Below are 13,637 nucleotides of genomic sequence, written 5' to 3'. Positions count from 1 at the left end.
TTCCTGTTATTTCGATAAGTAAAGGTTGTCTTCATAATTTAACTTTCATTTTAAGGTATTTCACCGGCGATAGTTGCCCTTTCACCGAATTTATAGCCAATTCCATGCCAAATTGATGTCAATGTATTAATTTCGACATGTAAACGCTGTATTTCTTAACGAATTTACAGCCCGTATGTTTTATTTTGATCACATAAATTTGAAAAAAATGAAAACCAGCAGAATTGTACTCATCGTAGTTTTAGTTGTTTTAGTATTGCTCGTATTCAGGGGTTGCAGCGGATATAACAATCTTGTCACGCTGAATGAGCAGGTAAGCCGCGAATGGGCAAATGTTGAAAACGTATATCAAAGGAGGGCCGACCTGATTCCGAATCTTGTAAATACGGTGAAAGGATATGCTGCCCACGAACAGACCACACTTACACAGGTTGTGGAAGCCAGGGCCAACGCAACAAAAGTAACCATCGATCCTTCAAATATGACTGATGAAGACCTGAAGCGGTTCCAGGCTGCACAGGGACAATTGAATTCGGCTCTGTCACGTTTGATTGCCGTGGCCGAAAGTTATCCCGACCTGAAAGCCAACCAGAATTTCATTGATTTGCAGCGTGAACTGGCCGGTACTGAAAACCGCATATCAGTCGAACGCAGGAAATTCAATGAGACTGCCACCACGTACAATAGTGAAATCCGTAAATTCCCTATGGTTTTATTCTCAGGAATGTTCGGATTTAAGTTCAGACCCTATTTTGAAGCCGAAGCCGGTGCTGAGAAACCGCCTGTAGTGCAATTTTAAAAAATAAAGGAAAAAATGAAGGCTGCTGATTTTTTCACAACCGAAGGTAAAACGCTGATCGAAAAGGCGGTTGCAGATGCTGAGCTGAACACATCAGGTGAGATCAGGGTTCATGTTGAAACTGAATTCACCGGTAATGTGCTTGACCGTGCAACTGCCGTCTTTGCCAGTCTGAATATGCATAAAACCGGGCTCCGGAATGGTGTACTTGTTTACCTGGCCATTAAAAACAGGCAATTTGCGATAATCGGGGATGCAGGTATTAATAAGGTCGTCCATACTGATTTCTGGAATAATATAAAATCGGTAATGGAAGGATATTTTAAAAACGGAGATTTTGCAGGCGGTTTGGCTATGGGCGTAAAACTTGCAGGTGAAGCGCTTAAAAAACACTTTCCTCATCAGAAGAACGACGTGAACGAACTTTCAGACGAAATTTCATTTGATACAAGTGAATAATAACAGATATATTTCAATGCGTAATTTGACAACCATAGTACTGGCCTTTGTTTTGGCCGCTGCATCGTGGGGACAGGATTTCCCGAAACCGATGGTGCCGTTCAGACTTGTTAATGATTATACCGGTTTGCTGAATGAAAGCGATATGATGTCGTTGAATAATAAGCTTCTTCAGTTTAACAACGAGACATCCACGCAGATTTATGTGGTTACATGGGATAAACTGGACGGATATGACATAGGCGATTACGGCGACAGGCTTGCCGAAAACTGGGGAATCGGGCAGAAAGGGAAAGACAACGGTATACTGGTACTAATCAGTCCCGAAGCCCATAAGATCTCCGTAAGGGTTGGCTATGGCCTCGAAGGGGCTGTTCCTGACGCTGTGGCCGGACGGGTAATAGACCAGGTGATGCAGCCGGCCTTCAGGCAGAATAATTTTTATGCGGGTATCGACTCAGCCACCAATGTACTGATGTCACTCACAAAAGGTGAGTTTACCGCTGACGATTACATGAAAAAGAAGGGTGACGATAACGCTGGAATCATACCCTTCCTCGTTATCATGTTTATCATCCTAATGATATTCTTTTCGGGCATGAGAAGAAGGCGTTTTTATTCGCCTCACCGTTCATTGCCCTGGTGGCTTCTTATGGGAGGCCTTGGTTCAAGAGGCAGCAGCTGGGGATCGTTTTCTTCAGGCAGGGGCAGTTTCGGAGGCTTCGGCGGCGGCGGTGGCTTTGGCGGATTCGGTGGCGGAGGCGGCGGCAGCTTCGGCGGCGGCGGCGCCAGCGGCGGGTGGTAAAGAAAACCTGACAGCGTCCGAAGGACCTTTCAGCTTTTAGCGGTTTGTTTGATAGATATGGTTTGATATGGTTTGATGTGGTTTGATATGGTTCAAATATGCTAGGCGAAGTCTCCGACTTCGTCTGTAAACTATGCTAGGCGAAGTCTCCGACTTCGTTTGTAAACTATTCGATAATGTGTAATTGGATAAAAGCAATAGCCGTATATTTCCTTTTCTTTACTTTACCTACATCAGGTCAAACGGGTGATTCTTTATTACCTTCCACAGATACCCTCCGTCTGAAACTCGTCTTTGCCGGTGATATCATGGGCCATGATGAGCAGATAACCGGTGCATGGGTGGATTCATTAAAGAAATACGATTACGAGCCCACTTTCCGGTATGTAAAGCCATATATAGAACAAGCTGATATTGCTGTTGCAAATCTTGAAGTGACACTTGCCGGACCTCCCTATAAAGGATACCCTCAGTTCTCAAGTCCCGATGACCTTGCCCTTGCAGCCCGAGATGCCGGTTTTGATGTATTCATACAGGCAAATAATCATGCGCTCGACAGGGGATCAAAGGGATTCATGAGAACCCTGATGATGCTTGATTCGCTGAAGATAAGCCACACAGGTGCATTCAGGGATTCACTTGAAAGAGCCCGCAATTACCCGCTTTTCGTGGAGAAGAACGGCATACGGCTTGCCATGTTGAATTACACCTATGGAACCAACGGACTAGTTATCGAAAAACCGTATATCATTAACCGGATTGATACGGCTGTCATACGGAAAGACCTGGATCGGGCCCGCCAGGCAAATCCTGACTACGTTATTGTTACTCTTCACTGGGGCGAGGAATACCAGAGAGCGGAAAACGCAACACAGCAAAGACTGGCTGCTTTCATCTTTAAACATGGCGCTGATATTATTATCGGATCGCATCCGCATGTGATTCAGCCTATAAGAAATTATTCAACCGATTCAACCCGGTTAAAAATGGTTGTCTTTTCGCAGGGTAATTATGTATCAAACCAGCGGGCACAGTATAAGGACGGCGGAATCATGGTTGAACTGAACCTTGAAAAAACAGCGGATTCAACCCGCCTGGCAGATTTCAGCTATATGCCTGCCTGGGTTTACAGGAAAGACAAGGGCACAAAATCGACTTTTTTTATTGTACCCGTAAGCCTATGGGAAAAAGACAGCACCCTGTTTGATTTTACCGACGCTGACCGTTCCAAAATCGCCCGCTTCGCGAAGGATACGAGAGAGATGTTAGGGAATGTGAGGGAAAACCAATTTTACAGGAAATAACGTCATTGCGAGGAGCGTGAGTTCTCTATGATTATAGAGGTATAATATTGTCGACGAAGCAATCTGCCAGCACAGGCAGGACATCGCAAAGACAACTCTTTATCATCTGTCGTTGTATCGCCTTGCCTGTTCGGGCAGATTGCTTCGTCGCATTTTAAAGTGCTATAATCAGTGAAAACTCACGCTCCTCGCAATGACGCCTTAACTAATTCCTCACATCCTCCCCCCACTTCAGCTTCTCCCTCAATGTTTCATAGAAACTGGTTTTGGGGAGTTTGAGCATCTTGAGCCTGTAGTCTGATTTTCCAACGATAAAGGTTTGTTCGCCGTGCACCTGCATGGTCCTGTTATCCGCAGTTATGCAGTAAACACCGCTCCGGCTTGAGACTTTAAGTGTAATAGTATTGCTATCCGGTATGATTAATGGCCTTACAGTGAGATTATGTGACGAAATCGGCGCGATGATCACATTTTCAGAACCGGGCACAACAACAGGCCCGCCCACACTCAGCGAATAAGCAGTGGATCCTGTGGGGGTTGAAATAATGAGCCCGTCGGTCCAGTACCGGTTCAGAAATTCATCATTAATAAAAGCATCAATTGTAATCAGCGAAGAATCCGCCTTATGAATGGTTATATCGTTGAGTGCATAATTCAGCCCGTTGAAAAGCAGGTCCACCCTGAGCGGAGTCGAAGGGTTGCTCAGCATGACCACACTTATAAGTGACCTGTATTCATATGAAAAATCACCGGATAGGATAGCCTGGAATGCCTCGGTGATGTTTTCCTTTGAAATGTTTGCCAGGAACCCGAGCCTGCCTGAATTGATACCGATAATGGGGATTTCGTGATGAATAACAAAGGGAATCGATTCAAGAAAGGTGCCATCTCCCCCGATGCTTACAACAATGTCGTTGCCGGAATCAAAATCCCCGGCATTTGTGAAATAGCCTGAAACAGGAAATTCAGTTCCTGTTTCACAGGAAATGAAATCATAGAATGGCTTATATACGGATATTTCAACCTTATTGGCGGCAAGCAATTCAAAAAGCTCAGCAACAAATGGTTTAAAGCCGGCATTGAATGTTTTTCCGAAAAGTGCTATTTTCATTTGCAGGTTAAATGCTGAGGTATTTCATAAACAGCTCATAGCGGTTTTCATACAGTCCTTCCATATCGTCATGATCCATGAAAGTACTGTGAATCGTGTAATTATATCGTGTAAAAGTCTGGATAATGGAAGTAAGATCATTACGGTTGATCTTGAGGGTGACCTCTATGCGGGTGGAAGCGCTGTGTGAACTGATATACATGCTCAGGATCTTGGCGTCATTGCTTTCCACAATCTGGGCAATTTGGGAGAGAGAATAGTCAAGAAGGCTCATCTCAAGCACTATGATGGCCCCCGGCATTTTCAGGGCGGCAAAATCGGCAAAATAATGAAGTAAATCGTTGCTTGTGATCACTCCCAGGTAATGGTTTTTATGATCAAGCACCGGTACAATGGAGAGGGTAAGCCTTGATGCCAGTTCGATCACTTCATACACATGCTGGTTTTCGGTAACAAAGGGGCTGAACAATGAAAGATTATGGTTGCCAATGGGTTCTTCGGCCATATTGGCATCATAAATATCCTTGTCCGAGATCAAACCCAGGAAATCCTCATTGTTCACTATAGGCAAATGTGAAATCCTGAATATATCCATCCAGTACAACGCTTTCTGGCCACTGTCAGAAGTATGCAGTGAAGGAATCACATCGGATATTAATTCTTTAGCCAGCATGAGTGTTAATTTGAAAACCGCTAAATTTGCCAATTAAGACAACTAAAGTTAGTTTTTATTTTTCACAAAGTAAAACAGCAACCGAATGACAAAGTTAAGTGTTAACATCAATAAAATTGCCACTATCCGCAATGCACGGGGCGGTACAATGCCCAATGTACTGCAGGCCGCCATCAACTGTCAGAAATTCGGCGCACAGGGTATTACAGTTCATCCAAGGCCCGATGAGAGGCATATTCGTTACCAGGATGTCAGGGATATAAGGCCGGTTATCACAACGGAGTTCAATATCGAAGGTTATCCTGCACAGCGTTTCCTTGACCTTGTTACCGAAGTAAAACCCCACCAGGCCACGCTGGTTCCAGATTCACATGATGTAATCACATCCAACCAGGGATGGAATATCATCAAGTATGAAAAGTTCCTGACTGATGTGGTGAAAGAACTTCACAATCATGGCATACGGACATCGCTGTTTGTTGAAACCGACCTGGAACAGATTGAAAGAGCTGCTGCCACAGGTACTGACCGCATTGAGCTTTATACCGAACCCTATGCATCCAAATTTGGCACCGACCAGGCTAAAGCAATCGCCCCCTATATCAGGGCGGCCAAAAAAGCAGTTGAGCTGGGACTGGAATTAAATGCCGGTCATGATCTCAGCCTCGAAAACCTCCATTATTTTAACCAGCATATACCCGGCTTAATGGAAGTATCCATCGGCCATGCCCTGATCTCAGATGCTCTGTATTACGGACTGGAAAAGACAATCCAGCTTTACCTTGAGCAACTGGCGTAATGGAATTATTCTTCAGAAAATCAGGTACGGGAGAGCCTTTGATCATTCTTCACGGGTTATACGGCTCTTCTGATAACTGGTATTCAATAGGAAGGTCTCTTTCTGAAGACTATACGGTTTACCTGCCCGACCAGCGGAATCACGGCAATTCACCCCACGATCCGGTACATACCTATGATGCTATGGCCGGCGATCTTTTTGAATTTATGCAGAAGCATACAAGCGGCCCTGCAATCATCATCGGACATTCAATGGGTGGCAAAACGGCCTTGCAATTCGGATTGAAGCATCCTGAACTGGTTGCCAAAATGATCATAGTAGATATTTCCCCGCTTGGCTATGATCTGAATAACGCATCAGACGCAGGAAATCAGCATATACAAATAATTGATGCCCTTTCCCGGATAAATCCGGAAGCGTTAAAATCAAGGGAAGAAGCTGATAAAATACTGTTACCGGAAATACCGTCAGCCATGGTGAGGCAATTTTTGCTGAAGAGCCTGAAACGAATGCCTGACGGCAAATTCAGACTGGCTATAAACATAAAAGCCCTGTCAGAAAATTTGCCCGGAATATTCAGCGGCGTAATCAGCGAAGACAATACGGATCCCCGGCAAATTCCTGAGTTTCCGTTGCTTTTTATAAAAGGTGAGCTTTCTCCATATATCTGTTTAAGGGATGAACAGGCCATCCGCCATTTTTTCCCGTGGGCCCGGATTGTAACGATTGAAGGCTCAGGACACTGGGTTCATGCGGAGCAACCGGCCAGGTTCCTTGAAGTGGTGAATGATTTTATTAAAAACTGACTTCGTTATTCGCTGATAAACTTCTTTAGTCCCTGTGTTACATAAATTCTGAAGTTACCCTTTTCATCGGCATAGATTAGATAGCCCTCGAGAAATTTATTGTTCTTCAGCAATTCAATTGACTTATCAACCCCGATAACCATGCAGGCTGTTGCATAGGCGTCGGCTGTCATGCAATCTCCTGCCACAATAGTGGCACTTAGTAAATTTGAAATCACCGGGTAGCCTGTGTGCGGATCAATAGTATGCACATATTTGATACCGTTCTTTACATAATATTTACGGTAGTTTCCTGAAGTGGCCAGGGAACGGTTTTTCAGGCTGATTATAGCTTCGAGGTCAGCACCCGGAATATTGTTTCCTTCCTCGGGTTTATCAATGCCCACTCTCCAGTGCACTCCGGCCTCATTTTTGCCTTTTGCACGCACTTCACCACCTATTTCCACAAGATAATTCTTTATCCCTTTGTGTTCAAGAAAATCACAAATCACATCAACCGAATACCCTTGTGCGAGTGCATTTACATCGAGAATAACATGCGGATCGGACTTGATCAGCTTTCCGTTTTCGAGCTTTACCTTCGCCATGCCCACGTATTGCTTCAGACTATCGATCATGGCGCTGTCCACATTGAGTGTATCCGCAGAGCCAAAGCCAAAGGCATTGACAATCGGGCCAACGGTTATATCGAATGCCCCGCCTGTATTACGGTTAACCTCGGCCGATTTGTTGAACACCTCAGTAAAACGTTCGTCAGCCACAACGCCCTCTTCATTCCGGTTAAACCGTGAAATAATGGATTTGGGGTTGTAAATGGATAAGGATGTATCAAATTCAGCGAGAAGTGAATCAACCTGCGTCTGAAATTGTTCCCCTTTCCGGCTTTCATAGGTTATATGGTATGAGGTTCCCTGCGTGAAGCCCATAAAACTCGTGTAATCTCTTTTTCTCCAATGCGTACTGATCAATAAGGCAATAGCGAACAAGAGCGCCAGCAGGGCTATTTGCAGGAGCAGCCTTTTTACATTCTTGTTGTGAGGTATCATCCGCCAAAATCGTCAAAATCCACCATTTCATCCGGGACGCCGAGATCATAAAGCATTTTCTGAACAGCGTCATTCATCATAGGTGGTCCGCAAAGGTAATATTCTATATCTTCTGGTGCATCGTGTTTGCTGAGATATTGTTCGTAAAGAACCTGGTGTATGAAACCGGTGTAGCCTGTCCATCTATCTTCGGCAACAGGTTCTGACAAAGCTATATTGAATTTGAAATTAGGGAAATCCTTTTCAATTCTTCTGAAATCCTCCTCGTAGAAAATTTCCTTTTTTGAGCGGGCGCCATACCAATAGCTGACTTTTCTACCGGTTTTCAGGGTTTGAAATAAATGGAAAATATGAGAACGAAGCGGTGCCATACCTGCGCCTCCGCCGATGTATACCATCTCATTGTTTGTATCTTTGATGAAGAACTCGCCGTAGGGCCCTGATATCATTACTTTGTCACCCGGTTTCCTTGAGAAAATATAGGAAGAACAAATTCCCGGGGGAACATTTTTGAACATACAGGCCACCCTGTCATATGGCGGAGTTGCGATCCTGATATTCAGCATAATGATATTTCCTTCGGCAGGATGGTTGGCCATTGAATAAGCACGGAATGTCTCCGTAGTGTTTTTCATTTTAAGATCCCACATCTTTGTCTTATCCCACTCATCCCTGAATTGAGGCTCCACTTCAATGTCCCTGAAAGACATTTCGTATTGCGGAACATCAATCTGGATATAACCTCCCGACTTAAAATGAAGTTCTTCACCCGGAGGCAGTTTAACTACGAATTCCTTAATGTAAGTGGCTACATTTCTGTTTGAAACCACTTCGCATTCCCATTTTTTTATACCAAGAACCTCTTCGGGTACTTCAATCAAAAGGTTCTCTTTTACCTTCACCTGGCAGCCAAGTCGCCAGTTGTCACGGATTTGTTTGCGGTTGAAAAACCCGACTTCAGTAGGTAAAATAGATCCGCCTCCTTCTATTACCCGGCATCGGCATAATCCGCAGGTACCGCCACCGCCACAGGCGGAAGGAAGATACAGCTTTTCCATTGAAAGGGTTGATAATAATGATGAACCCGGGGCAACAGTGAGTTCTTTTTCTCCATTCACGTCAATATTCACAGTGCCTCCTGCAGTTAGCTTCGATTTGGCAAAAAGAAGCATGGCGATCAGCAGGAGTGTGATACCCAGGAAAACGGCAATACTAATCAGGATTAATGGTGCAAGACTCATAGATAATTCTTTTTCAGTGTTAAATTTTAATACCGCTGAATCCCATAAAGGCAATGGCAAGTAACCCGGTAAGGATAAATGCTAGTCCGAGGCCTCTTAACGGTTTCGGCACATCTGAATACTTTAGTTTTTCCCTTATGGCAGCAAGTACCACTATGGCAAGGGCCCATCCGAACCCGGCGCCGAACCCGTAGACAGTGGCCTCGGCAATTGAACCGTATTCCCTTTCCTGCATAAAGAGGGCCGCTCCCAGCACCGCGCAATTTACAGCAATCAGCGGAAGAAAAATACCAAGGGCATTGTAAAGAGCGGGCGCAAATTTCTCAACCACCATTTCAATGAGCTGTACAATGGCTGCAATAACAGCAATAAAAAGAAGGAAACTCAGAAAGCTCAGGTCTACATCGGCAAAGGATGATCCAAGCCATTTGAGGGCACCCTCTTTAAGCAAGTAGTTTTCAAGCAACCAGTTCACAGGAACGGTGACAGTTATTACGAAAATAACAGCCACTCCCAGGCCCATCGATGTTTTCACTGTTTTTGAAACCGCGAGGTATGAACACATGCCCAGGAAATAGGCAAAGATCATATTCTCGGTGAAAACATTTCGTATGAATAAGTTAAAGAGATTTTCCATGTTGTATCAGTTCATGTTATTTTTCAATGAGCTTACGGTTGTAACCACGTTGTATCCAAATGATAATACCCACTGTGATCAAAGCCATCGGGGGAAGGATCATCATTCCGTTATCACTGTAACCATGATCATAAAAACTCTGGGGTACCAACTGGTAACCAAGTACTGAACCGCTGCCAAAAAGTTCTCTGATAAAACTAAGCGTAATAAGTATCAATCCGTAACCGGCGCCGTTTCCGATACCGTCAAGGAATGATTCGACAGGCTTATTGCTCATGGCAAAGGCTTCAAGTCTGCCCATAAGAATACAATTAGTAATGATAAGACCGACAAATACAGACAGTTTCTTACTTACATCATAAACATAGGCCTTCAGTATCTGATCCACCACAATAACAAGAAATGCAACTACAACCAGCTGAATAATGATGCGTATGCGGGGAGGTATTGTATTTCGTCCCAGTGAGATGATCAGGTTTGAGAAGGCCGTTACAACAGTCACCGACAAAGCCATGACAATGGCCGGTTTCATCTGAACCGTGACAGCCAGCGCGGAACAAATGCCAAGAACCTGGACGGTAATGGGGTTCTCATCGTTCAGGGGGTTTAACAACAAATGAAGGTTCTTCATATGATAAGAATCAATTGTTCGACTTAAAATAATTCTGATAGGTCACAAGGCAAGAATCAAGCATTGCCTGTAAGCCTTTGCTTGTAATGGTGCCGCCTGAAATGGCATCAACCTGGTAAGGAGAGGAAGGATCAGCGCCTCCTTTGACAACCTGGACGGAAACAAACTTTCCCTGGTCGTTGAAGACCTTTTTCCCGTTGAAGTGATTCTGGAAGAAAGGCTGGTTGATTTCGGCCCCGAGACCCGGAGTTTCTCCCTTATGATCAAACATAACACCATAAATTGTATTATAATGCGGAATACCCTCCTGAACCTGAGCTTCCTTTCTGAAAGAAACATAACCCCAGATTGGTCCCCACAGTCCTTTTCCATATACAGGTATAACCACAAACGTAGAATCTCCTTTCTTTGCTTCAAAGGCAGGAAGGTTCCGGGCCGAGGGTTTCTTCTTCATCTCGGCCCTGAGGTTGATCGTGAAAGGATCAACGCCGGTGACTTTTTCGCCTTTTGAATTCAGTGTATACGAATCGGTAATAAATTCACTGTACAGTTTCTCGGCGTTTCCGGCATCAGAAACAACATGAAGTGAAGTAAGTATATTTTGCTTCTTCTCGATTTCGACATTTTTGTTCTGAGCGGGTTTAAGTGCGCTGGCAACAACCGCAAGTCCGGTGGCCACTATAAGCACAATTACTGTGGAATAAATATATGTGTAGGTATTACTTTGAATATTCATGACTGGGTTCTTTAATTGTATCAGTGGAAAGAGGTTTCAGCAATTCGGCCTGTTTGTAACGCTTCATGCGTTTTTTAACGTTTGACTCCACAACAAAATAATCAATGAGCGGGGCAAACACGTTCATCAGCAGGATGGCCAGCATCACACCTTCAGGATAAGCGGGATTGAAAACACGGATTATTATAGCCAGCATGCCGGTAAGGAAGCCGTATATCCACTTTCCCCTTTCGGTTTGAGCAGCAGTAACCGGATCTGTTGCCATAAAAACAAGGCCAAACATAAAGCCGCCGTAAAGAAGATGCTCATAAAAGGGCAGCCTCATATAATCGTTTACGGCAAATGTGTTAAATATCAAGCCCATTACCAGACCGCCCACAAGCGTAGAAATCATGATTTTCCAGCTTCCAATACCTGAATAGAGCAGGATGGCCGCACCAATAAGAATAGCAAGCTTGGAAGTTTCGCCGATTGATCCGGGTATAAATCCAATGAACGCATCCATATGGTCAGGTAATTTGTGAATGTTCTGGGCAAGGTTGCCAAGCGGCGTTGCACCCGAAAATCCATCCACCATATTTTTGCCTGCTTTAAGTCCTGCAACCCAAACTTTATCGCCGGTCATATCGGCCGGGTAAGCGAAAAACAGGAAAGCGCGTGCCGTTAAAGCCGGATTCAGGATATTCATGCCGGTACCGCCAAAAACTTCCTTGCCTATGATCACGGCAAAGGCAGTTGAAATAGCCACTGTCCATAAAGGCACATCCACAGGCATTACAAGCGGAATCAGCATACCGGTAACAAGAAAGCCTTCATTTACTTCATGGCCCCTTACCTGGGCAAAAATAAACTCAATTGAAAGTCCCACTACATAAGAAACCACAACAATGGGGAACACTTTCAGAAAGCCGAAACCAAACAACTGCCAGAATGATGATGTATTTCCGGTGGCAAGTGAATGCTGAAAACCAACGTTATACATACCGAACAGGAGAGAAGGAATGAGTGCAATGATCACTATTGTCATAGTCCTCTTCATATCAATGCTGTCGCGAATGTGCGAACCCGACCGGGTTACCTTATCAGGCACAAACAAAAAGGTCTCAAATGCATCAAAAGTCGACCGGAATTTTTCAAACCGTCCTCCTTTCTCAAAATTTGGCTTAATGTTATCGAGATATTTTCGTAAAGAATTCATGAAATCGGGTATTTTTCGTTAGCTCATTTCTTTTTTCATCAGGTCAAGTCCTTTGCGGACAAGCGCCTGCATTTCAGTTTTTGAAGCATCGATAAACTCGCATAAGGCAAAGTCTTCTTCAGCAATTTCATAGATACCCAGCCGCTCCATCTGCTCAACATCCTCGGCGATGATCGATTTCAGGAGCTGCATGGGATAAATCGGGAGAGGGAAAACCTTTTCGTACATTCCGGTCAGAACAAATGCACGGTGTCCGCCATGTATATTGGTATCCAGTTCATATTTCTTCCGGGGATTAATCCATGACCAGAATAACCTGTAAAAACTGTATTTTTCAAATCCGGGTAGTGCCCAGCCTAAAAATTCGGAATAATTACCTTCGGGAATAACACTGATCTGTGAATCGTAATAGCCTATATAACTTTCACTTGTAACTTGTGTACCCGTAAGAGGATTTCCGCTGATATACCGGTGAACTGATTCCTTTACATTGCCGTTTGTAATACTTTTCACTGAAGCACCGGAAATAATCCTGTAATAACGGGGGTTTTCAACTTCCGATCCGCATAACGCCACTATCTTTGAAGCATCATAAAAGCCTTTGGTAAAAAGCCTTCCCAAAGCCACTACATCCTGGGGATAAACTATCCATACCTGTTCGCCCTTGCTCAGGGGATCAACGAACTGGATGTGTATACTGGAGTTTCCGGCAGGATGCGGGCCTTCAAAGGTATTCACCTGCGCATTCCTGACCTGTTTGAAAGCCGGTGAAACTGTAAACGCATGAATGTTTACATGAACCCTGCCTGCAGTAAGCCTTGACAATGCATCAATACCGGTCTGAAAATCAGATTCTGACCCCTGGATAATAAAATCATAATCCGGTGCCAATGGCGCTGAATCAAAAACCGGCACAAAAATACTTTTAGGAGTGACAGCAGGATCAGCAATTATATTGTAGGGACGCTGCTTTATAGCCGGCCACAACCCGCTTCGGAGTATGAGATTTTTTACTTCCTCACGGGATAAGCTAAGCGGGCTTCCTGTTTTAAAAGTTTCATACTCATTACGGTTGTCAGGACGGATAATCACTTCGAGAATGACCCTGCGTTCACCCCTGTTAACAGCGGCAATTGTGCCGCTAACCGGGGAGGTAAAACATATTTCAGGCTGACTTTTGTCGGTAAACAATACCGAACCTGCTTTTACACTGTCGCCTTCCTTTACTTCCAGTTTGGGAATAAGTCCGTGAAAATCACCCGGCTTTAATGCATAAAGCCCGGATGTATTAGTTGTTCCAATAACTTTTTCCGCTTTTCCTGCAAGATTAATGTTTAACCCTTTTTTGATTTTGAAATGTTGAGGCATTAAATGGTGAAATTTATTCGGACA

Annotated in this window: 15 protein-coding genes; 6 read left to right on the top strand and 9 right to left on the bottom strand. The window is 44.3% G+C overall.

From position 1 onward, the window contains the following. Positions 1–208: 208 nt before the first annotated feature. The 4 genes from VK179_08040 (at position 209) to VK179_08025 (ending at position 3,367) form a co-directional block, all read left to right on the top strand. A complete protein-coding gene (locus VK179_08040; GenBank protein ID HLO58677.1) occupies positions 209–799 on the top strand; it encodes a LemA family protein in 591 nt (196 codons plus the stop codon). Positions 800–814: 15 nt separating this feature from the next. Continuing rightward, positions 815–1,258 (top strand): TPM domain-containing protein, encoded by a 444-nt coding sequence (locus tag VK179_08035; GenBank protein ID HLO58676.1) that lies wholly within the window; start codon positions 815–817, stop codon positions 1,256–1,258. Between the two features lie 16 nt (positions 1,259–1,274). After that, complete coding sequence (locus VK179_08030; GenBank protein HLO58675.1) at positions 1,275–2,063, top strand: TPM domain-containing protein; 789 nt, start codon at positions 1,275–1,277, stop codon at positions 2,061–2,063. Between the two features lie 176 nt (positions 2,064–2,239). Next, positions 2,240–3,367: a CapA family protein gene (locus VK179_08025; GenBank protein ID HLO58674.1), complete on the top strand. Its 1,128-nt coding sequence runs from the start codon at positions 2,240–2,242 to the stop codon at positions 3,365–3,367. 205 nt (positions 3,368–3,572) lie between these two features. Here VK179_08025 and VK179_08020 read toward each other — a convergent pair whose 3' ends face one another. Both VK179_08020 and VK179_08015 read right to left on the bottom strand, forming a co-directional pair. After that, a complete protein-coding gene (locus VK179_08020) occupies positions 3,573–4,478 on the bottom strand; it encodes an NAD kinase (protein HLO58673.1) in 906 nt (301 codons plus the stop codon). A 7-nt stretch (positions 4,479–4,485) separates the two neighbouring features. Beyond that, positions 4,486–5,151: a CBS domain-containing protein gene (locus tag VK179_08015; protein HLO58672.1), complete on the bottom strand. Its 666-nt coding sequence runs from the start codon at positions 5,149–5,151 to the stop codon at positions 4,486–4,488. Positions 5,152–5,236: 85 nt separating this feature from the next. On the opposite strand from VK179_08015, the gene VK179_08010 reads away from it, so the two are divergent. Both VK179_08010 and VK179_08005 read left to right on the top strand, forming a co-directional pair. Beyond that, positions 5,237–5,950 carry a pyridoxine 5'-phosphate synthase gene (locus tag VK179_08010; GenBank protein HLO58671.1) on the top strand — a complete coding sequence of 238 codons (714 nt, stop codon included), beginning with the start codon at positions 5,237–5,239 and terminating at the stop codon, positions 5,948–5,950. Continuing rightward, on the top strand, positions 5,950–6,756 hold the full coding sequence (locus VK179_08005) for an alpha/beta fold hydrolase (GenBank protein ID HLO58670.1): 807 nt from the start codon (positions 5,950–5,952) through the stop codon (positions 6,754–6,756). The genes VK179_08010 and VK179_08005 overlap by 1 nt, the downstream gene beginning before the upstream one ends. Before the next feature lie 5 nt (positions 6,757–6,761). Here the strand turns inward: VK179_08005 and VK179_08000 are convergent, their stop codons facing one another. From VK179_08000 to VK179_07970, 7 genes are read right to left on the bottom strand one after another with little or no spacing between them, the layout of a single operon-like run. Next, positions 6,762–7,802 (bottom strand): FAD:protein FMN transferase, encoded by a 1,041-nt coding sequence (locus VK179_08000; protein HLO58669.1) that lies wholly within the window; start codon positions 7,800–7,802, stop codon positions 6,762–6,764. Next, positions 7,799–9,043: an NADH:ubiquinone reductase (Na(+)-transporting) subunit F gene (gene nqrF / locus VK179_07995; protein HLO58668.1), complete on the bottom strand. Its 1,245-nt coding sequence runs from the start codon at positions 9,041–9,043 to the stop codon at positions 7,799–7,801. The genes VK179_08000 and nqrF overlap by 4 nt, the downstream gene beginning before the upstream one ends. 19 nt (positions 9,044–9,062) lie before the next feature. Further along, positions 9,063–9,680 carry an NADH:ubiquinone reductase (Na(+)-transporting) subunit E gene (gene nqrE, locus VK179_07990; protein HLO58667.1) on the bottom strand — a complete coding sequence of 206 codons (618 nt, stop codon included), beginning with the start codon at positions 9,678–9,680 and terminating at the stop codon, positions 9,063–9,065. Between the two features lie 16 nt (positions 9,681–9,696). Further along, on the bottom strand, positions 9,697–10,311 hold the full coding sequence (locus tag VK179_07985) for an NADH:ubiquinone reductase (Na(+)-transporting) subunit D (GenBank protein HLO58666.1): 615 nt from the start codon (positions 10,309–10,311) through the stop codon (positions 9,697–9,699). 10 nt (positions 10,312–10,321) lie between these two features. After that, on the bottom strand, positions 10,322–11,047 hold the full coding sequence (gene nqrC / locus VK179_07980) for an NADH:ubiquinone reductase (Na(+)-transporting) subunit C (GenBank protein ID HLO58665.1): 726 nt from the start codon (positions 11,045–11,047) through the stop codon (positions 10,322–10,324). Then, positions 11,031–12,245 (bottom strand): NADH:ubiquinone reductase (Na(+)-transporting) subunit B, encoded by a 1,215-nt coding sequence (locus VK179_07975; GenBank protein HLO58664.1) that lies wholly within the window; start codon positions 12,243–12,245, stop codon positions 11,031–11,033. The genes nqrC and VK179_07975 overlap by 17 nt, the downstream gene beginning before the upstream one ends. 18 nt (positions 12,246–12,263) lie before the next feature. Next, entirely contained in the window at positions 12,264–13,613 is a 1,350-nt protein-coding gene (locus tag VK179_07970; GenBank protein HLO58663.1) for a Na(+)-translocating NADH-quinone reductase subunit A, read from the bottom strand. Positions 13,614–13,637 lie beyond the last annotated feature (24 nt).

The organism is Bacteroidales bacterium (assembly GCA_035299085.1).
In the GTDB taxonomy this organism is placed as follows: domain Bacteria; phylum Bacteroidota; class Bacteroidia; order Bacteroidales; family UBA10428; genus UBA5072.
The sequence above is the reverse complement of the archived record's forward strand: the minus strand, read 5'-3'. Positions and strand labels throughout refer to the sequence as shown.

Coding starts and splice junctions, on each gene's coding strand:
- VK179_08040 (HLO58677.1), top strand. CDS start 209: ATGAAAACCAGCAGAATTGTACTCATCGTAGTTTTAGTTGTTTTAGTA.
- VK179_08035 (HLO58676.1), top strand. CDS start 815: ATGAAGGCTGCTGATTTTTTCACAACCGAAGGTAAAACGCTGATCGAA.
- VK179_08030 (HLO58675.1), top strand. CDS start 1,275: ATGCGTAATTTGACAACCATAGTACTGGCCTTTGTTTTGGCCGCTGCA.
- VK179_08025 (HLO58674.1), top strand. CDS start 2,240: ATGTGTAATTGGATAAAAGCAATAGCCGTATATTTCCTTTTCTTTACT.
- VK179_08020 (HLO58673.1), bottom strand. CDS start 4,478: ATGAAAATAGCACTTTTCGGAAAAACATTCAATGCCGGCTTTAAACCA.
- VK179_08015 (HLO58672.1), bottom strand. CDS start 5,151: ATGCTGGCTAAAGAATTAATATCCGATGTGATTCCTTCACTGCATACT.
- VK179_08010 (HLO58671.1), top strand. CDS start 5,237: ATGACAAAGTTAAGTGTTAACATCAATAAAATTGCCACTATCCGCAAT.
- VK179_08005 (HLO58670.1), top strand. CDS start 5,950: ATGGAATTATTCTTCAGAAAATCAGGTACGGGAGAGCCTTTGATCATT.
- VK179_08000 (HLO58669.1), bottom strand. CDS start 7,802: ATGATACCTCACAACAAGAATGTAAAAAGGCTGCTCCTGCAAATAGCC.
- nqrF (HLO58668.1), bottom strand. CDS start 9,043: ATGAGTCTTGCACCATTAATCCTGATTAGTATTGCCGTTTTCCTGGGT.
- nqrE (HLO58667.1), bottom strand. CDS start 9,680: ATGGAAAATCTCTTTAACTTATTCATACGAAATGTTTTCACCGAGAAT.
- VK179_07985 (HLO58666.1), bottom strand. CDS start 10,311: ATGAAGAACCTTCATTTGTTGTTAAACCCCCTGAACGATGAGAACCCC.
- nqrC (HLO58665.1), bottom strand. CDS start 11,047: ATGAATATTCAAAGTAATACCTACACATATATTTATTCCACAGTAATT.
- VK179_07975 (HLO58664.1), bottom strand. CDS start 12,245: ATGAATTCTTTACGAAAATATCTCGATAACATTAAGCCAAATTTTGAG.
- VK179_07970 (HLO58663.1), bottom strand. CDS start 13,613: ATGCCTCAACATTTCAAAATCAAAAAAGGGTTAAACATTAATCTTGCA.